This window comes from Sphingosinicella sp. SM1-17 (genome assembly GCF_056821765.1).
Genome location: NZ_JBPDIO010000001.1, coordinates 3,139,613 through 3,158,155, shown reverse-complemented (window position 1 = coordinate 3,158,155; position 18,543 = coordinate 3,139,613). Strand labels below are relative to the sequence as shown.

Genomic DNA, 18,543 nt, shown 5'->3' with positions numbered 1-18,543 from the left:
CCCGCTCGATCAGGCAGCGGGAAAGCGAAGCACCTTGCCCGGATCCTCGCGAGCTTCCGACAGCAAGGCCTCGATGCGGGCGGCGACCTCGTGAATCCGATAGGGCTTCTTGAGGACGATCTCGTTGGCAAGTTCCTCGCCGAACGTCTGGATGTCCGCATAGCCGCTGGCAAAGGCGATCTTCATGTTGGGCGAAACGTCGTGCATTCGGCGAGCGAGTTCGACCCCGGACATTCCGGGCATGGCGATGTCGGTCAGCATCAGCGCAAACTCCTCAGCCTCGGCCAGGCTGAGCGCCTCGGCACCGCTCGCGGCGGTCGCTGTTTCATAGCCCAGCTCCTCCGCAATGGCCGCTGCTACCAGCCGGACGTCGTCATCATCGTCGACGATCAGGATCCGTGCTCGGCGGTCCGCCATTGGCGTGGGCGAAATGTTGGGACGGGCGCTTACCCCCTGTTCCGTTCGAGGGAGATAGATGGTGACGGTTGTGCCTTCGCCTTCCCGACTCTCGATTCGGGCGGTGCCGCCCGATTGCTTCGCGAAGCCGTAGAGCTGCGCAAGTCCAAGGCCGGTGCCCTTGCCGGGAGCCTTGGTCGTGAAGAAGGGTTCGAAGGCCTTGGCCAATACCTGCGGGCTCATGCCCGTGCCGGTGTCCGTGACCGAGATCGCGACATATTGGCGCGGCTCAAGCTCGCCGACCAGGGCGGTCGGAACCGAATCGACATTGCTCGTCGCGATCGTCAGTCGGCCGCCGGCCGGCATCGCATCGCGCGCATTGATCGCCAGGTTCAGGATCATCACTTCGAGCTGGGTCGGATCGGCAAGCGCCAGCCAGAGGTCAGGCGCAAGCTTCGTCTCCACCCGCACGTGCGGCCCGATCGTACGCGCGATCAGGTCTCCCATGCCGGAGACCACGTCGTTCGGCTGAACCGCGGCCGGGGACAGGCGCTGGCGCCGCGAAAAGGCCAGCAACTGGGAGGTGAGCTCTGCGCCTCGCTCGGCCGCCTGCAGGGCGTTGCGGGCGAGACGCTTCACGCCTTCATCGTCGGTCCGCCGCAGGAGAAGATCGAGCGAGCCGACAACGGCTGTAAGCAAGTTGTTGAAATCGTGAGCAATGCCGCCCGTGAGCTGCCCTACGGCCTCCATCTTCTGTGCCTGGACCAGTCTCGCTTCGGCGCGTTCACGCTCGACGATTTCCTTGGTAAGCCGGTCGTTGGCCGCGGCAAGGTCGCGGGTCCGGGCAGATACCTTCTCTTCGAGGGTGTCGGCCAATTCCCTCAGTTCGGAGCGGGCCCGCTCCAGATCGGCCAGATGTCGAGCGGCGAGGCGCTGGCGCAGCCGTCCGCGTAGAGCCGATCGCGCTGCGCTCAGCAAGGTGGCCGGATGAAGGGGGCGCTCGAGGACGGTGACGTTGACCAGCTCCTCGATAGCCCGCGATCCCTGCCGCTGCTCTCCTCGCCGGGCGAGCAGGACGAAGGGGAAGTCAGACCAGGGGGGCTGACCCTCGATCGCGTGGCGAAGTCGATTCTTGTCGATCCGCGCAAGTCCGGCGTCGGTGACGATGGCACCAGCACCACGTCCGGCGACGATCGCGTCGAGCAGGGTTTCGCCGTCGGGATCCGCGATTGTCGGAAGCGAACCGCTCCGCAACAGATCGGCGATGACCGGCGCGTCGCGCCCTCCGGGCGCAACGATCAGGAAATGGTCGTCCGGGAGAGACTCAGCTTTTGTCGACACTCCGATCCTCGAGCAACGCCCCCCGGCCTTCGAACGTCGGAGTTCCGGTCAGAACGCCCCGGAAGCCGTCCAGTTTCGGGCCCACCTGGACGCCGCCACCGTCGATCTTGAACTCCCTGATCGTCGCCTCGTGCGAACCCGTCCGCTTCTTGACGACCGATAGCGCCCGCCTGATCTCGCCGCCGGCTTCGAAGAAGCGAAGAAGAAGTACGTTGTCGGAAAGGTAGGTCAGGTCGATCGAAGCCTGCATGTGCCCCACCATTCCCGTCTGGGCGAGGATCAGGAAGGTGAGCACGCCCTGCTGGTTCAGATAGGTGAGAATCTCATGCATCTGGAGCAGCATGTGCTGCTCGTCCGGCATTGCATGCTGATATCCCGACAGGGAGTCGAGAACCACGATCGCGGCCCCGCCTTCGACATGATCGCGGACGATCGAACTCAGCTCGCCGGGGGAAAGCTCGGCAGGATCGACCTGACGGAAGGTGAGTGCACCGCGCTGGGAATGGGGCGCCAAGTCCAATCCGAGACCCTCGGCCCGCTGGAAGAAGATCCGGCTGGTCTCGTCGAAACTGACGAACAGCGCCTTGTCGCCGTCCCGCAGTCCGGCGTGGAGATACTGCATTGCCAAGGTGGACTTGCCGGATCCGGAAGGGCCGAGGATGAGGGTCGAAGTGCCGAAGTCCAGCCCGCCGCCGACCAGTTCGTCGAGCGGCTCGATCCCGCTCGAAGCTCGCCGCCCGGGCGCACCGGCTTCAGGATGCGCACCGGCTACGAGCCGCGGGAAGATGTCGAGCCCGCCTTTGCGAATCCGGAAGTCGTGGAAGCCGCCGCGAAACGCCCGGCCGCGCATCTTCCACACCCGCAGCCGTCGTCGCTCGGCGCCGTAGGACATGGCCTGCTGCTCGAGCCGGATGACTCCATGCGCGAGACTGTGGAGGCTGAGGTCGTCCGTATTCTGGGTGAGGTCGTCGAGGAAAACGACCGTGCAATTATGCCGCGCGAAATAATGCTTCAGCGCCAGCACCTGTCGCCGGAAACGTAGCGGCCCCTGAGCGAGCAATCGAATCTCAGAGAGGCTGTCGAAGACGATCCGGGCTGGGGCGACCCGCTCCACTTCATCCATGACCAGCCGAACGGTTTCTCCCAATTCGAGATCGGAGGCGTAGACGATGGACTGTTCCCGTTCCTGATCGAGGCTGAGCTCCGGTGGAACGAGCTCGAAAATCTCGATGTCGGACAGGTCCCAGCCATGAGTGCCCGCCACGTGGAGAAGCTCTTCCCGGCTTTCGGACAAGGTGATGTAGAGGCAGCGTTCGCCCTTGTCGCGGCCTTCGATCAGGAACTGCAGTCCCAGGGTTGTTTTGCCCGAGCCGGGTTCGCCCTCGATCAGGTGCACCCGCCTGGCCGCATAGCCTCCCTGAAGAATGTAATCGAGGGCGGGGGATCCCGACGAAACCGGACCTCCCTCATCAAGAAGCTCTTCTTCACCGGCCATGGACGCCTCCTCGCTGGGGCGCCCATCTGCATCAGACCGCAGGCGCGTGTAAATCCTCGCTGAGCGTCACTGCGGATCGGTGCGTCGTGACCATTCGACCGCTTCTTCGAATGCCTCTTCAATCGCCCGATCCTCGTCGCTGCGGCGCATCCGGCGATCATCCGAGGTCGCCGGATCCTCCTCGTCCAAGATCAGTCCATCCGTCTCGCGGCCAAGAGAGTTCGAAGGCTCGGCGATGTCGCGAGTGATGGTCCAGCTGCCGTCCGATCGGGCGACCATGAGCTTTTCGGCCTCGCTCTCGGTCGGCTGACCGAGCGCAGGCGTTGCAAGAAGTCCCGAGAGCATCAGCATGGATTTCCGCATGGCAGACTCCGATGATCGATATTCTCCAATCTCATTCCCGCGCGAGCGCTGCAATCGCCCGGAGCGGGAGAGTCCCGATCAGGGACGTCGGATCAACGAAAGCTGCCTTCAAAGGAGCCGAAGCTGTGGACCGGCAGGCGGTTCGAAAAGGTCGGTACGAAGCGGCTGCCTCACCCGATCGAGACCGTGCTTCTTCACCGCACGCTGGAACCGGGTCCGAAGCAAATCGGCCCATGGGCCGAACCCCTGCATCCTCGTGAACCAGTTGGGATCATTGTCCTTGCCGCCGCGCATCTGGCGAATGATCGCCATGACCTTGCCTGCGCGCTCCGGATAATGTTCGTCGAGCCAGGCGCGAAACAGCGGCGCGACTTCGTGCGGCAAGCGGACAGGAAGGAAGAAGGCGCCCTGGGCGCCGGACTCGGCGGCCGCCTCCACCAAGGCCTCGAGCTCGTGATCCGTGATCCCCGGAACGACCGGGGCGATGGCGACCGTCGTCGGAATTCCGGCCTCGGAGAGCCGCTTCACGGCGTCGAGCCGCTTTCGAGCCGTCGGCGCTCGAGGTTCCAGGGTGCGCGATATTTGAGGAGTCAACGAGGTGATCGAAAGCGCGACGCTGGCGAGGTTCAGGCGGCCCATCGGCTCGAGAATGTCCAGATCGCGAAGCACCCGGTCGGACTTGGTGGTGATCGTCACCGGGTGCCGGGTCTCCGCGAGCACTTGGAGGACGCTTCGAGTGATCCGCCATTTCGCTTCGATGGGCTGATAGGGGTCGGTATTGGTTCCCATCGCCATCGGACGCACGCAATAGCCAGGCCTGCCGAGTTCCGATCGGAGGAGCCTGGCCGCGTCCGGCTTGGCAAACAGCTTCGTTTCGAAGTCGAGGCCGGGAGAAAGATCGTGGAATGCGTGGGTGGGCCTCGCAAAACAGTAGATGCAACCATGTTCGCAGCCCCGGTACGGATTTATGGACCGATCGAAGCCGATGTCGAGCGACTGGTTGCGGGCGATGATCGTCTTTGGCTTCTCGACCGTGACCGTGGTTCGAAGCGGCGCCGGTTCGCCATCCTGTTCTTCACGCGAATCGAGCCAGTCGCCATCGGCTTCGCGAACAGGCAGATTGAAGCGCGTGGGCGTCCTGTTCTCGGGCGCGCCGCGACCAAGGCGGGCGTCTGGCCTCATTCGACAAAGCTAGCCCGATTGACGGAACATAGCAAGAACAGATTGAGTCAGTCGGCCCCACTCGCCGATTGCGGGCCACGCCCGTCGATCCGGACGGCCGTTGGTCCCGGCATTCCGGGGAACCGCGGCCAGAGACCCTGAGCCAGGGCTCGGCGACTCGATGAGCGATCGGCCGTCTGCTCCTCGTAGATCCAGTAGTTGCGAAGGACGATCGGTACGTAGCCGCGAGTCTCCCAGTAGGGGATCGTCTCGATGAACAGCAGCGGATCGCTCTGGTCAAAGCGGGTGTTCCACTGGGCAATCGGTGCCGGACCGGCATTGTAGGAAGCGATCACCCGCGGCAGCAATCCGCCGGTGCTCGGCAGATCGCGCAGATATTCGAGATAGGTCTGCCCGAATTCGATATTGTTGGCGGGATCGTTGAGCCGGGAGGGGTCGGCCGTGATCCCGCGCCATCGGATCAGGTCGCCTGCCGTGCCGGGTCGCACCTGCATGAGACCGCGAGCGCCGGCGGAGCTCACCGCTTCGGGACGGAAGTTCGATTCCTGCAAGGCGTGGGCGAAGGCGAGCGCGCGGTCGACTCGCCAGCCGCGCGGCGGCTGCCAGCTAGGACGCGGATAGCGATCGTGAATGTCGGTTCGATGGCCACGCGGACCATTATGCGCGAGCCACATCTGGGTGCTGGTCAGATCGAGTCTCGCGGCAAGGTGCGTCAGCTTCTCGTGGTCGCGCGATGGCCCGATCCGGGCCTGGTGACGGAGCAGGTTACCCGCCAGCTCGGTTTCGCCGATCTCCGTCAGGGCCACTGCGGCTCGGACGTTGCGCAGTCTCGACAAGTCGCGCCACTCGTCGGCGCTGAGCGGGTCGAGTTCGGCGGCGCGCCGGCGAATGCCGAGCGCACTTTGCGCGAGCAGGCCATAGAAGGTTTCGTTGAGTCGGGCGGCCGACTGAAGATGTTGCTGCACCAGCTGCGGTTGCCCGCCCGCCGTCTGTGCTCGAGCCGTCCAGTAATGGCCGGCGGCTGAAAGCTCCACGTCGCTCGACCGGGCGGCGACTGTGCTGAAATGCTGCGCCGCCGCACGGTAGTCGGCGAGTCGCCAGCTTGCCAGCCCGGCCACCCATTCGGCGTGGATGGCCCATTCGGTCACGCCTCGACGAGCAATGTCGGCGAGCCGCAGCGCATCCCGGTCATTGCCGTTGAGATAGTAGACCCAGGCGATGCGCTGAGCGAAGGCAGTCCTTGCCTCCTCCGAAAGATCGGCATTGCGCTCGTTGAAAATCGCCTCCGCTTCGAATGGGCGATCGTTAACGAGCAGCGGATTGATCGCCGGTTCGAGCGCGTCGGCGGCGGGGTCGCCGCGAACTGGCCGCGGCCGCTGACGCCGCGGCTGTCCTGGAAGTCCGGCGAGCCGCTGCTGCTCGGGAATTTCGGGCAGGACGGTGGCGCCCCTCAAGGTGGCAAGCCGGGCCAGGTCCGGCGCCTGGGGCAGGTCGGGCGCTCGCTCGAGCAGCTCCAGCAGCGGCCCGACTTCGACGCGCGGCGATTCCGGGTGAGTGTAGAGGATCGCTCGAGCGAAATCGCTGAGCGGCGCGGGTCGGAGACTCTCCAGCCGGGCTGCCGCACTGGCCCAGTTCTTGGCCCGCAGATCCGCGAACAGCGCGCGATAAGTTTCACGCTCACCCGCACTGAGCTGGGTAGGAATCGAGAAGGCACGTTCTGTCGAAGACTGGGCCAGACCGACGCTTGCCTGAACGGGAGCAGCAACCAGAGCCAGCCCTGCAAACAGCACGGCGTTCACCCTCTTCATGGCTTCAGTCCTTCCATCAGCATCTGAAGATCCTCCCAGGCGAGCTTCTTTGCCGCCGGCATCCGCTCGAGATAGTGAGGGCTGAAGGTTGCAACGGTCCTGACCGAGCCGCTCGGAGTCTCAAGATCGTGCCACTGTCCTCGAGCACCTGCAACCGGCGATCCGACCAGTGCCTTGGCGCAGGCGTCGCCGAACAGGAGCAGGGCGTTGGGTGAAACCAGGCCGACATGGTGTCGAGCCAGTTCCGCGAGGCTTGCCGATTCGCTGGGATCGACCTTGCCGGTAGCGGTGCGGATTGGCGACAGCGAGGCCAGGTAGATGGTCTCGCGGCTCCGGCCGATGGCCTTCAGCATCCGGTCGAACAGGGCGCCGGCCGTTCCCGCCAGCAAGGCGCCAGCAGCCACATCCTCGATCGTCGGCATATCGACGAGGATCATCAGGCCCGATTTGGGATCGCCGGCCGGTGCCACTCTTGACCGGGCGGGGAGCGGCCACCGATCGCAGTCGAGCAACCATCGCCGAAAGTCCGCGAGGTCGGCGGGCGGGACATCGGCGGTGGGTTCGATCGCGGTCGGCGGGGCGGCCGCTCTTGCGGGCGGGTTCAACCAGTCGCGCGGCGTTTCGCCGACGATCACGTCGACGCCCGCATCTTCCCACCATTTCAGGGCACTCGCCGCCCAGTCCGAGGACATGCCTTGCCCAAACCCCACAGCCACTCTCCATCCCTTTGACTCGTCCCAAGGCGGGCTGGTCAATCGGGAAGGCGCTGTTTATCTGCCAGACGTTGGCAGTTTGCGACGACAGGAGTGGACGGAATGGCTGAGCGGGAGTCGATGCCCTACGACGTGGTGATCGTCGGTGCTGGCCCGGCCGGGCTCGCCGCCGCCATCCGCCTCAAGCAGCTTGCCAACGAAGCCGGCAGGGAAGTTTCCGTCTGCATCCTGGAAAAGGGTTCCGAGGTTGGCGCCCACATTCTTTCCGGCGCCGTGGTCGATCCGCGGGCGATCGACGAGTTGCTCCCCAACTGGCGCGAACTCGACAGCCCGCTCACGGTCCCGGTCACCCGCAACGAGCATTGGGTTCTGACGGCGAAGAAGAGATTTTCCTTTCCGCACGCGCTGATGCCGCCCTTCATGAACAACAAGGGCACCTTCACGCTCAGCCTCGGCAATCTCTGCCGCTGGCTGGCCGGTCAGGCAGAGGCACTGGGAGTCGAGATTTTCCCCGGCTTCGCCGCAGCGGAAGTGCTGTTCAACGAGGACGGTTCGGTGAAAGGCGTCGCCACCGGCGACATGGGGGTGGCTCGCGACGGAACCCACAAGGCCGATTATCAGCCGGGCATGGAGCTGCACGGGCGCTACACGTTTCTCGCGGAAGGCGCCCGAGGCCACCTCACGAAGGAGCTCAAGCGAATCTTCGAGCTGGACCGTGACAGCCAGCCTCAGATCTATGGCATCGGCCTCAAGGAATTGTGGGATATCGATCCGGACAAGCATCAGCCCGGCCGGGTCATTCACACCCAGGGCTGGCCACTCGACGACGCCTGGGGCGGCGGGTTCCTGTACCACCAGGAAAACAATCAGGTTGCCTTGGGCTTCGTCGTCGCGCTCAATTACCGCAATCCCTATCTGTCGCCTTTCGAGGAATTCCAGCGCTGGAAGCAGCATCCCGCCATCCGCCAGTTCCTGGAGGGCGGCCGGCGGGTCAGCTACGGCGCCCGCGCGATCAACGAGGGTGGCTACCAGGCCATCCCGAAGCTGGTCTTTCCAGGGGGCGCGCTGATCGGCTGCTCGGCCGGCTTCGTCAACGTGCCCCGGATCAAGGGCAGTCACACCGCAATGAAATCGGGAATGCTAGCGGCCGAGGCAGCTTTCGCCGCCATTTCCGCAGATCGCGGCGGCGACGAACTGGCCGACTATCAATCCGCCCTTCACGACAGCTGGGTTGCCGAAGAGCTGAAGATGGTCCGCAACGTCGAGCCGCTGGTGGCCAAATGGGGCGGAACGGTCGGCACCTTGTTCGCGGGAGTGGACATGTGGATGCGGCAGCTCGGGATCGGTCTGCCCTTCACGATGCGCCATCATCCCGATCATGAAAGCCTCTGGCGCAAGGACATGGTCCGGCCAATCGACTATCCCAAGCCGGACGGAATCATCAGCTTCGACCGCCTGTCTTCGGTCTTCGTGTCCAACACAAATCATGAAGAGGATCAGCCGGTCCACCTCACGCTCAAGGATCCGGACATCCCGGTCGAGGTCAATCTCGAACGCTATGCCGGGCCCGAACAGCGTTACTGTCCCGCCGGAGTTTACGAATTCGTCGAGGAGGGGGGCGGAGCCAGATTGCAGATCAACGCCCAGAACTGCGTTCACTGCAAGACCTGCGACATCAAGGATCCGACTCAGAACATCAACTGGGTCGTGCCGGAAGGCGGAGGAGGTCCCAATTACCCCAACATGTAGGCGCCTTTTGCGGGGTTTCGTCGCCGCCGCACTCACCACTTCCGCGGCCGCGGAGGCTCGGGTCGATTCGCGCTCGCCGCTTGACGCTTATGTTCAGGCGCGGGCCGCCGCTTCGGCAGGGGCGTTCGATGAGGCGAGCCGCGGTTTCGCCGCAGCGCTTGCGGCCGCGCCGGACAATGAGCTGGTCGCCTCGCAGGCGCTCACCCATGCCATTTCGGCGGGCGACTGGCCGTTGGCCCTGCGCGCCGCCCGGGTTCTCGAAGCCAAGGGCGCGCTGTTGCCGGACGCCCGGTTCCTCCTCGTCGCCGAAGCCTTTCGGAACCGCGACTGGACGGCTGCAACCCGGCAGATCGATGCTGTCGAGCGCGATCAGCTCTTTGCCTTTGCCGTTCCGGTGATGCGTGCCTGGCTTTCCCACGGATCCGGCCGGGGTGATCCGCTCTCCTTCCTCCCGGAGGGATCCACCGGCGCAGCCGCGGCGATCGCGTCCGAGCACAGGCCGCTTCTCCTGGTAGCCGAGGGTCGTGTCGAAGGCGCAGCGCAATTATTGCAGGCTGCGGGTGCCGCCGGCCCCCGGGCTCTGCGGCTTCGGATCGCGGCAGCCGGAGCTCTCGTCCGGCAACGCAGGCGCGAGGCGGCCCTATCCTTGCTCCAGGGGAATGAAGCGCCGCTTGTTGCCGCTCGACGTCTGGTGGAGACCGGCAAGCCCATTCCCGGCGCGATCGAGTCCGCGCCGGCCGGAATGGCCGAATTTCTGGTCAAGCTCGCTCTCGACCTGCATGCACAGGATCTCACGCCGATCGCCGCGACCTTCGCCCGGCTTGCCACCTATCTTGACCCGGCGAGCAGCGAAACCTGGATGGTGGCGGCCGAGCTTTCCGCTCGTCAGGGGCGCCACACGCATGCCGTCGACCTTCTCCGCAACGTTTCGGCGGATGATCCTTATGCCCAGACAGTCCGCGACCAGCGGATACGTTTCCTCGTCCAGGGCGGCGAGAGCGAACGGGCACTGGCGGAGGCAAGGGCGGCAGCCAGCACCGGCACGGCGGGTGCCGTTGACCAGGTCCGCCTTGGCGAAGTGCTGACGGAACTCGGAAGACATAGCGAGGCGGCGGCCGCCTTTGCCCGCGCCCTCGAGCTGAGGAACGAAGGCGACGGCGACTATCCCGAATGGGGACTCTGGCTGCTTCGCGGCGGAGCCCACGAACAGGCTGGCGAATGGCCACAGGCGCGGGAAGCGCTGAGACAGGCCTACGCCCTCGCACCCGACCAGCCGCTGGTGCTCAACTATCTCGGCTATTCGCAACTCGTCCGGGGCGAAAATCAGGACGAGGCGGAACGGCTCATTCGCGAAGCGCACCGGCTCGCTCCGGACAATGCGGCGATCACCGATTCGCTGGGTTGGGCCCTGTTCCTCAAGGGCGACAGGGCGGAGGCTATCCCGCTGCTCGAGCAGGCGGCGCAGGCTGCGCCGGCTGACGTCGAAATCAACGAGCATCTCGGTGACGCCTACTTCACCGTTGGTCGCCGGATCGAGGCCCGCTTCGCCTGGGCGGCGGCGCGGGTCTATGCCGAGGGCGAGGACGAGGCGCGGATCAACGCCAAGATCGAAAGAGGCCTGACGCCCGCCCTTGCTGCACGCTGATGGGCGAAATCGCCTACGCCAAGATCAATCTCGCGCTTCACGTGCGTGAGCGGCTGCCTGACGGCTATCACCGGATCGAGACGATCTTCGCCTTTTGCGAGGACGGCGATGTTGTGACGGCGCGAGAGGCGGATTCCCTTTCGCTGGAGATCACCGGTCCGTTCGCAGGTCAGCTGGGGGACGAAACGGACAATCTGGTCCTGAAGGCGGCCCGGTCAATCGGTGCGAGAGCGGCGCTGACGCTCGACAAGCGGCTGCCGGTCGCTGCCGGAGTCGGCGGCGGTTCCGCCGATGCAGCGGCCGTGCTTCGATTGTTCGGAGCGAACAACATGGACTCGATCGCGGCCGGGCTCGGCGCCGATGTTCCCGCCTGCCTGTCCAGCCGCACCGCGCGGGGCGAGGGAAGGGGCGACAGGGTATCGCCGATGGAGGCAGGGGATCTCGCTGGTAAGCCGGTCCTCCTCGTCAATCCCCGTCTCGGGCTCTCCACGGCTGAAGTGTTCCGGGCCTGGAATGGCGTCGATCGGGGACCGTTGCAGTGCTGGCGGGAGGGCCGAAACGACCTCGAAGAGCCGGCGATCCGCCTGCTTCCGCAAGTCGCGGAGGTCCTTTCTGCGCTTCGCCCCGCCGAATTCTCGCGAATGTCGGGCTCGGGGGCGACCTGTTTCGGCCTCTTCGAGAACGAGCGGCAGCGTGATAGCCTGGCGGCAGCGATCGCGGCGGATCATCCCGACTGGTGGCTGCTCCGCACCCGTCTTCGCTGACCCGTTCATCCCACTTCGGAACAGCCTTCGACCTGCGTTAACCATCGGAAACCCCAGGATTTCGTCATGGCACGGCCTTTGCTTATCCGAGCTTGACGGGTCGAGGCGCGGATGTGCACGCGCCGACATTCGCCCGCGGTCCCCGCCTCCACCGGACGGGCGCCGCGGACCGATTTGGGCCGGATCGCGGTGTAACGGGCGATCCGGCCTTTTTTCCGAGACAAAGCCTTGCCCACGCGGCATCGATGGCGGCGATGCTGCGCCTCGAACGTGAAGGATTTGTCGCCCGACTGACGCTCGATCGGCCTCAGGCCCGCAATGCCATTGCGTTGGCTGGATGGGAGCGCCTGTCGCAGTTGATCGGCGAAGTCGAGCAATCGGACTCCAGACTCCTGATCGTGGCGGGCTCGAACGGCGCCTTCTGCGCCGGCGCCGACCTGGGCGACTTCGCCGCACTTCGGGATGACGAGAAGCTGCGAGTTCGCTTTCGCGAGTCCATGCGCGAGGCGCTGGATCGATTGCGGCAACTTCCGGTTCCGACGATCGCGAAGATAGAGGGTCCCTGCTACGGCGCAGGGGTCGCTCTCGCCATGGCCTGCGATCTTCGGATCGCCTTGGCCGGAGCCCGATTCGCGATAACTCCGGCCAAGATCGGGATCTCCTATCCTCAGGAGGACGTTCATCGGCTTGTCGAGCTGGTCGGTACCGGACAGGCGGCCCGACTCCTGTTCAGCGCCCTCAGCATCGACGCCGAGGAAGCGGCGAGGATCGGCCTGGTCGAACTGAGGGAACCGGACGAGATTCAATCGGCCATCCTTGCCAATGATGGTGAAAGCCTTGCCACGCTCAAGCGGGCTATTCGACTCGCCGGACAGGGCCGGCGAAGCGACGCCGAGCAGGACCGGCGCTTCGACTCGCTCATCGCTGGCGACGAGCTCGCCCGGCGGCTCGAAGGATTTCGAAGGAAATGATAGGACTGCGTGCATGAAACGGTTGCCGCAGATCGGCCTCCTCTTGCTCGCCGCCTGCGGCGATCCAGGCGTTCAGCCAGGAACCGGCGCCGATTCGAGTGCGGTCGAATGCCGGCTCGACGGCGCCGAGGCTTTCGAGCGGGTCTGCACGTTGGAAAGTCGCGAAAGCGATGGGCGGCTCGCGCTGGTCATTCGCCGCCCCGACGGCGGATTTCGCCGGCTGGTCGGCTCCGGGCAGGGGGTCGATACTGCCGACGGTTCCGAACCGGCGCGTTGGGCGCGTTTGGCCGATGGCCGCCTTGAGGTGGAAGTAGCCGGCGACGTCTACCGGTTTCCGGTTCCAACGGCCCAATGACCAGCCTGGCTGAAGGCTCTGTCCAGATGTTCGGAGCGGCCGAGCGGTTCGTCCTTACCGCCGAGGAGATGCGTTCGGCGGAAGCGGCGGCAATCGGATCGGGCACTTCGGTGGACGCCCTGATGGAGCGTGCGGGTATTGCCGCGGCCGAAGCGATCTGGCGCTTTTCCGGGCCGCTGCCGGCCATGGTCCTGTGCGGCCCGGGGAACAATGGCGGCGACGGCTATGTGATCGCACGGGAACTGGCTCGCCGCGGAATGGCGGTCCAGGTGGCGGCTTCGAACGAGCCGGGCAGTGCCGCCGCACGCGCGGCTCGGGAGCGTTGGGGCGGACCGGTCATCCCGATTGCGGAAGCGAAGGGAACTCCGCTGCTGATCGACGCCCTGTTCGGCACCGGCCTCGGCCGGCCGCTCGCCAAGCACCTTTCCGACCGGCTGCTCGATCTCGCCCGGCGTGCCCAGGTGCGGGTCGCAGTGGATCTGCCAAGCGGAACCGGTAGTGATGACGGATCCATCCTGTCGCCGGTGCCGGATCATGATCTGACGGTGACGTTTCAGACGTTGAAGCCTTCGCATCTCCTGCAGCCGGCGGCGCGGCACATGGGTCGGATCGTCGTGGCGGACATAGGGATCGAAGCACATAGTCGGCTGACGGTGACGGGACGGCCGAAACTTCGCGCCCCGGGGCCCGACGATCACAAATATAAGAGAGGCTATGTGGCCGTCGTCGGCGGGGAGATGGCAGGCGCGTCGGCACTGGCCGCCTCCGCCGCGGCGCGCGGCGGTGCGGGCTACGTTCGGCTGATCGCGCCGGAGACGATCGCGGCCATTCCCTCGGCAGTCGTACAGGGCTCGGGGGCGGGGCTGGACCTCCTTCGTGACGAGCGCGTGGGAGCGGTCGTCGTCGGCCCCGGTCTCGGCAGGAGCGGGAATTCGCAGGCACGGCTGCGATCGGCACTCGGTTGCGGGCGGCCCCTGGTGATCGATGGAGACGCGCTGGTCCTGCTGCGTCTCGGCGATCTTCCGTCCGGCGGCTCGCGGCCGATCCTGACTCCTCATGCGGGTGAATTCGCTCGACTGTTTCCCGGCGTCGGCGGAAGCAAGGTGGATCAGGCTCGAGCCGCCGCCGCCTTGTCCAACTCGGTCATCGTCTACAAGGGAGCCGATACGATGGTGGCCGATCGCGACGGCCGGGCGGCGATCCTGCGACCCGCGCCGCACTGGCTCGCCAGCGCCGGCACGGGAGATGTTCTCGCCGGCCTCGTTGCAGCCGCCCGCGCTTCGGGGCTCGGCGCCTTCGAAGCCGCCTGTGCCGGCGCCTGGCTTCACGGCCGCGCCGCCGAGCTTGCGGGACCGGCTCTGGTCGCCGACGACCTGCTCGATCACCTCCCGGAAGCCGTCGCAGAATGTCTGTAGGGACGAGGGAGCGCGTGGTGCGGCTCGCCGCCCGAGGGGACGGAGTGACCGAGACCGGCCGTTTCGTTCCGATGGCCGCGCCCGGCGATGAATTGTGCGCCGATGGCGAGGTGACACCTGGTCCTCACCGGATTGCCCCGCCATGCCGTCACTTTCCCGAATGCGGGGGATGCCAGCTCCAGCATGTCGACGATGCCGCCTATGGCGCCTTTCTTCAGGACCGGATTGCCGGCGCCCTGACGGCCCAGCAGGTTCCCGTTCCCGAGTTGAGGCCGCCGCACATTTCGCCGCCCCGGACCCGCCGCCGCTCTGCCCTGCGGGCGGAGCGCCGCGGCGGGCAGGTGCTGCTGGGGTTCAATGCCGAAGCGAGCCATCGCATCGTCGACATGCGCGAATGCCATATCCTCCGTCCCGAGCTTTTCGCCCTGGTGGAGCCGCTTCGGACGCTGCTCGCCCGGCACCTACCATCGCGCGGCCGGGCCGAGATAAGGCTGACCCTGGCCGACCAGGGTGTCGATATTCTGCTCGAGGGCTGGACTTCGGAAGGGCTGCAGGCGGCGGAGGCGATCTCGGATTTCGCTCAACGGCACCGGCTGGCGCGGCTGTCGACGGACGACGGCTACGGCCCTCAGACCTTATGGGAGCCAGTCCCCGCCACCATCACCCTGGGGGACGTGCCGGTACCGCTTCCACACGGCGCCTTCCTCCAGGCGACGGAGGAGGGGGAGGCGGCGCTGGTCGCCGGCGTCAGGGAAGCGGTGGGTGAGGGGCGGATCGTCGCCGACCTCTTTGCCGGCCTTGGCACCTTCGCTCTGGCTCTCGATGGGCGGGTTCTCGCGGTCGAGGGAGCACGCGATTCGGCGCTCGCGCTCAAGGGCGGCGCCGGTCGGGCTCAGCGACAGGTCTTTGTCGATCATCGCGATCTGTTCCGTCGGCCGCTCGACGACAAGGAGCTGAACCGTTTCGACGCGATCGTGATCGATCCGCCTCGTGCCGGTGCGAAGGAACAGGCGGCACTGCTGTCCCGCTCGAGCGTTCCACGGATCGCCTATGTCTCCTGCAACCCTGCAACCTTCGCCCGCGACGCGTCGATCCTCGTTGCCGGCGGGTACCGGCTCCAGTGGGCGATGCCCGTCGGCCAGTTCCGCTGGTCCACGCATGTCGAGCTCGTTGCGGCCTTTGCCCGCGCTTGACTTGGCCAGCCGCCTCGCGGAGCGGAGACCGGCGTCAGCCAGGAAGGATCATCCGTGATCGTCAGGATCGGCTTTTTCAGCCTCATCCTTCTCCTGCTCGCCTCGGGCTTGGCGGGAGGAACGGCGGCGTGGTGGCTCAGTGGCAGAAAGTTGGCGGCACCCGCTCAGGAGGTGGCGCTCCCGCCGCGAGTCTCGACGGCTTCGCTGGCGCCCCTCGTTAACCGAGTCGCTCCGGCGGTGGTCAACATTGCCGTCGTCCAGCCATCGCCTTACGAGCAGAACCCGTTGCTTCGGGATCCCTACTTCCAGGAGTTTTTCGGGGTTCCGGAAGCCGCACTGGCGCCGCGTCTTTCGGCCGGATCCGGCTTCATTGTCGATTCCGAACGCGGTCTCGTACTCACCAACCATCATGTCGTCGAAAATGCGCGAGCAATCGAAGTCACAGTCGGTGAGCGGAGGCTCCCCGCCCGCTTCCTGGGCAGTCATCCCCGGAGCGACATCGCGCTCCTTCAGATACCGTCGGGCAATCTCAGCCAGCTGCCGCTTGGCGACTCCGACCAGCTTCAGGTCGGCGACTATGTCGTCGCAATTGGGGATCCCTTTCAGATCGGCCAGACCGTGACTGCGGGGATCGTCAGCGCTCTTGGGCAGAGCCGGCGCGGCGACGGGCCGAGCTATGTCCAGACCGACGCGCCGATCAATCCCGGCAATTCCGGTGGGCCGCTGATCAACATGCGCGGCGAGGTGGTCGGCATCAACACCGCCATCATCGGACCGGGCCAAGGCAATGTCGGGATCGGTCTTGCCGTTCCGTCCAACGACGCCCGGCAGGTGATGGAAGCGATCCTCCGACAGCTGCCGCGCTAGGCCCTAGAGAATGTCGTGGAGGACTCGCGCCGCCGCATGGACGGCCAGTCCGATCAGGCAGAAGGAAGCGAGCGCGAAGGCGAGGAAGCGCCATTGCACCACATTCACCGTGGCCTGGATCAGACTGTGAACGATCCGAAACAGCACATAGCCCCAGGCGAGCCACACGTTGATCCAGACGTCGCCGCCGCCGATCAGCGCAAGAGTGATGCAGATCGCATAGAAGATCGTCGGCTGCTCCATCAGATGGTTGTAATTGTGCGCCTTCCATTGGACGTTCGGCTCGATCACTCCGTCCAGATCGCCCCCCTTGCTTCCTACGCGCCCCTTCAAGGAGATCCCCTTGCGTGCAAGCGCCGGAAAACGGGTGAAGTACAGCCACAGCATCATCACCAGCGTCCAGGCGACGAGCGCGACCACGGGCGCGAGGATCGGATATTGCATTTACTGGTCTCCCCCTGTTGAGCCGGTAGAGGTGCGACAGTTTCGATGGCGCATCAACCGCGGAGGGAATGCATGATTCAGCCGAGGATCGAAACGGAGCGACTGCTGCTTCGGCCGCCGGTACAGGATGATTTCGACGGCTGGGCCGAGCTGATGGCGGATCCGGAAAGCTCTTCTTTCATCGGCGGACCTGTCGCCCGCGCCGCCGCCTGGCGTGGCCTTGCGACGATGGCCGGCTCATGGGCACTCAAGGGCTTCGGCATGTTTTCGGTGATCGAGAAGGCGACCGGTCGCTGGGTCGGCCGGGTGGGTCCCTGGCAGCCGGAGGAATGGCCGGGACCGGAAGTGGGCTGGGGAATCGTCAAGTCGGCCTGGGGCCGCGGTTATGCGACCGAAGCCGCGATCGCGACGATCGATTGGGCGTTCGGCAATCTCGGCTGGACCGAGGTCATTCACAGCATCGATCCGAAGAACAGCGCGTCGATTGCCGTCGCCGAACGGCTCGGCTCGGTGAATCGCGGCCCCGGCAGGCTGCCGCCGCCGTTCGAAGGCCATATGATCGATATCTGGGGCCAGACGAAGCAGGAGTGGCAGGATCGGAGGCCGCGCCTGGCTTAGCTTTTCGAGCCTGACCCAGTCAGAAGCAAAAACCCCCGCCGGTGAGGGCGGGGGCTCCTGGTCTTAGTCGAACATCTTGCCGAAGGCGCGCTTGGCGCGGTTCTTCCAATGGCCGCGATGATAGGCATCGCTGGCCAGCAGTGGCAGGACACTGGTCGCCTCGGCGAACACCATCTGCTCGAGCGCGGTCGAGACCTTGCCCCAGCTCGCCGCCTCCTGGAGGGTCGAGGAGGAGCAGGCGCCGTCGCGCACGTCGGCGACGGTGATCTGCACCGCATATTTGTGCACCTCGACATCCTCGTGGCCGAGGATCTCGGCACAGACGACCGTGTCCTGGGTGAAGTTCTTCGGGACTCCGCCACCAATCATCAGCAGGCCGGTGGAGCCCGCCTTGATCTTGATGTCGGTGAGTTCGCGGAAGTCGGCGATCGAATCCATCGTCAGGTAAGGCTTGCCTTCCTTCATCCGGTCGACCTGGTGCTTGACGAGGCCGAAGCCGGCCGAGCTGTCCGTGAAGGCCGGGCAGAAGATCGGCACGTCATGCTCGTAGGCGAGCTTGACGAGGCTGTTCTCCTTCTTGCCGTTCTCCATCAGCCATTTGCCCATCTCTCGGATGAAGGCGCGCGACGAATAAGGCTTCGGATCGAGCGAGTTGGCGATCTCGGCGATGGTGAAATCGGTGTCCTGAAGCTGCTCTTCATCGATATAGGTGTCGTAGATCCGGTCGATGTAGAGCGAGCGAAGCGTGTCGTCGTCGGGGATCTCCAGCGCCTGATAGTGCTTGTGACCCAGCGCCTCGAAGAAATCCATGTCGACGATGGTGGCGCCGGTAGCGACCACGGCATCGACCATGTTGTGCTTCACCAGGTCCGCATAGAGATCCATGCAGCCGCCAGCCGACGTGGAGCCGGCCACCACGAGGATGATCGAGCAGTCCGGATCGGCCAGCATCTGGTTGTAGATTTCAGTGGCTCGACCGAGATCGCGCGAGGTGAAGCTCATCTTCTTCATCGCGTCGACGATGGGGCGAGCGTCGAAGCTCTTGATGTCGATATGCTCGACGGTCTTCGACAGAAGCTCCGCCTTGCGATTGTCGTTCACACGGATGTCGTTCACGGGAATCTCCCATACTCACAAGAACCGCCGTCGTTATGGGGACGCCGGAAACCCGTGGGTGGCGGAGCGCCCGCAGACGCTCCGCTCCTGGTGCGCCGCTGCTGACGC

At 65.4% G+C, this 18,543-nt stretch carries 17 protein-coding genes; 9 read left to right on the top strand and 8 right to left on the bottom strand.

What is annotated here, in order from left to right; translation table 11 throughout:
• Nucleotides 1-9: 9 nt before the first annotated feature.
• From ACRYLT_RS15920 to ACRYLT_RS15895, 6 genes are all read right to left on the bottom strand, one after another.
• On the bottom strand, nucleotides 10-1,737 hold the full coding sequence (locus ACRYLT_RS15920) for a response regulator (RefSeq protein ID WP_482665058.1): 1,728 nt from the start codon (nucleotides 1,735-1,737) through the stop codon (nucleotides 10-12).
• On the bottom strand, nucleotides 1,721-3,232 hold the full coding sequence (locus ACRYLT_RS15915) for an ATPase domain-containing protein (RefSeq protein ID WP_482665057.1): 1,512 nt from the start codon (nucleotides 3,230-3,232) through the stop codon (nucleotides 1,721-1,723). Before ACRYLT_RS15915 ends, ACRYLT_RS15920 begins: the two co-directional genes overlap by 17 nt.
• A gap of 66 nt (nucleotides 3,233-3,298) precedes the next feature.
• Nucleotides 3,299-3,595, bottom strand: coding sequence for a hypothetical protein (locus ACRYLT_RS15910; protein WP_482665056.1), 297 nt, complete (start codon nucleotides 3,593-3,595; stop codon nucleotides 3,299-3,301).
• Nucleotides 3,596-3,703: 108 nt separating this feature from the next.
• A complete protein-coding gene (locus ACRYLT_RS15905) occupies nucleotides 3,704-4,777 on the bottom strand; it encodes a PA0069 family radical SAM protein (RefSeq protein ID WP_482665055.1) in 1,074 nt (357 codons plus the stop codon).
• A 47-nt stretch (nucleotides 4,778-4,824) separates the two neighbouring features.
• On the bottom strand, nucleotides 4,825-6,585 hold the full coding sequence (locus ACRYLT_RS15900) for a lytic transglycosylase domain-containing protein (RefSeq protein ID WP_482665054.1): 1,761 nt from the start codon (nucleotides 6,583-6,585) through the stop codon (nucleotides 4,825-4,827).
• Complete coding sequence (locus ACRYLT_RS15895; RefSeq protein ID WP_482665053.1) at nucleotides 6,582-7,301, bottom strand: uracil-DNA glycosylase family protein; 720 nt, start codon at nucleotides 7,299-7,301, stop codon at nucleotides 6,582-6,584. The genes ACRYLT_RS15900 and ACRYLT_RS15895 overlap by 4 nt, the downstream gene beginning before the upstream one ends.
• 99 nt (nucleotides 7,302-7,400) lie before the next feature.
• Here ACRYLT_RS15895 and ACRYLT_RS15890 point away from each other — a divergent pair, with 99 nt between their 5' ends.
• From ACRYLT_RS15890 to ACRYLT_RS15855, 8 genes are all read left to right on the top strand, one after another.
• Entirely contained in the window at nucleotides 7,401-9,047 is a 1,647-nt protein-coding gene (locus ACRYLT_RS15890) for an electron transfer flavoprotein-ubiquinone oxidoreductase (RefSeq protein ID WP_482665052.1), read from the top strand.
• Nucleotides 9,048-9,054: 7 nt separating this feature from the next.
• Entirely contained in the window at nucleotides 9,055-10,692 is a 1,638-nt protein-coding gene (locus ACRYLT_RS15885; RefSeq protein WP_482665051.1) for a tetratricopeptide repeat protein, read from the top strand.
• Nucleotides 10,692-11,456 (top strand): 4-(cytidine 5'-diphospho)-2-C-methyl-D-erythritol kinase, encoded by a 765-nt coding sequence (locus tag ACRYLT_RS15880; protein WP_482665050.1) that lies wholly within the window; start codon nucleotides 10,692-10,694, stop codon nucleotides 11,454-11,456. Before ACRYLT_RS15885 ends, ACRYLT_RS15880 begins: the two co-directional genes overlap by 1 nt.
• Nucleotides 11,457-11,701: 245 nt before the next feature.
• Nucleotides 11,702-12,427, top strand: coding sequence for an enoyl-CoA hydratase/isomerase family protein (locus ACRYLT_RS15875; protein WP_482665049.1), 726 nt, complete (start codon nucleotides 11,702-11,704; stop codon nucleotides 12,425-12,427).
• A 13-nt stretch (nucleotides 12,428-12,440) separates the two neighbouring features.
• Nucleotides 12,441-12,782, top strand: a complete 342-nt coding sequence (locus tag ACRYLT_RS15870) for a hypothetical protein (protein ID WP_482665048.1) — start codon at nucleotides 12,441-12,443, stop codon at nucleotides 12,780-12,782.
• Nucleotides 12,779-14,197, top strand: a complete 1,419-nt coding sequence (locus tag ACRYLT_RS15865) for an NAD(P)H-hydrate dehydratase (RefSeq protein WP_482665047.1) — start codon at nucleotides 12,779-12,781, stop codon at nucleotides 14,195-14,197. The genes ACRYLT_RS15870 and ACRYLT_RS15865 overlap by 4 nt, the downstream gene beginning before the upstream one ends.
• A complete protein-coding gene (locus tag ACRYLT_RS15860) occupies nucleotides 14,188-15,390 on the top strand; it encodes a class I SAM-dependent RNA methyltransferase (RefSeq protein ID WP_482665046.1) in 1,203 nt (400 codons plus the stop codon). Before ACRYLT_RS15865 ends, ACRYLT_RS15860 begins: the two co-directional genes overlap by 10 nt.
• A 54-nt stretch (nucleotides 15,391-15,444) precedes the next feature.
• Nucleotides 15,445-16,257 carry a trypsin-like peptidase domain-containing protein gene (locus ACRYLT_RS15855; RefSeq protein ID WP_482665045.1) on the top strand — a complete coding sequence of 271 codons (813 nt, stop codon included), beginning with the start codon at nucleotides 15,445-15,447 and terminating at the stop codon, nucleotides 16,255-16,257.
• A gap of 3 nt (nucleotides 16,258-16,260) precedes the next feature.
• Here ACRYLT_RS15855 and ACRYLT_RS15850 read toward each other — a convergent pair whose 3' ends face one another.
• A complete protein-coding gene (locus tag ACRYLT_RS15850) occupies nucleotides 16,261-16,701 on the bottom strand; it encodes an MAPEG family protein (RefSeq protein ID WP_482665044.1) in 441 nt (146 codons plus the stop codon).
• Between the two features lie 72 nt (nucleotides 16,702-16,773).
• Between ACRYLT_RS15850 and ACRYLT_RS15845 the strand changes: the two genes are divergently transcribed.
• The gene (locus tag ACRYLT_RS15845) at nucleotides 16,774-17,319 is read left to right on the top strand and encodes a GNAT family N-acetyltransferase (RefSeq protein WP_482665043.1); all 546 of its coding nucleotides are present in this window, start codon (nucleotides 16,774-16,776) and stop codon (nucleotides 17,317-17,319) included.
• A 63-nt stretch (nucleotides 17,320-17,382) separates the two neighbouring features.
• On the opposite strand, the gene ACRYLT_RS15840 is transcribed toward ACRYLT_RS15845, so the two are convergent.
• Nucleotides 17,383-18,435 carry a 1,9-bis(guanidino)-5-aza-nonane synthase gene (locus ACRYLT_RS15840; protein ID WP_482665042.1) on the bottom strand — a complete coding sequence of 351 codons (1,053 nt, stop codon included), beginning with the start codon at nucleotides 18,433-18,435 and terminating at the stop codon, nucleotides 17,383-17,385.
• Between the last annotated feature and the right edge of the window lie 108 nt (nucleotides 18,436-18,543).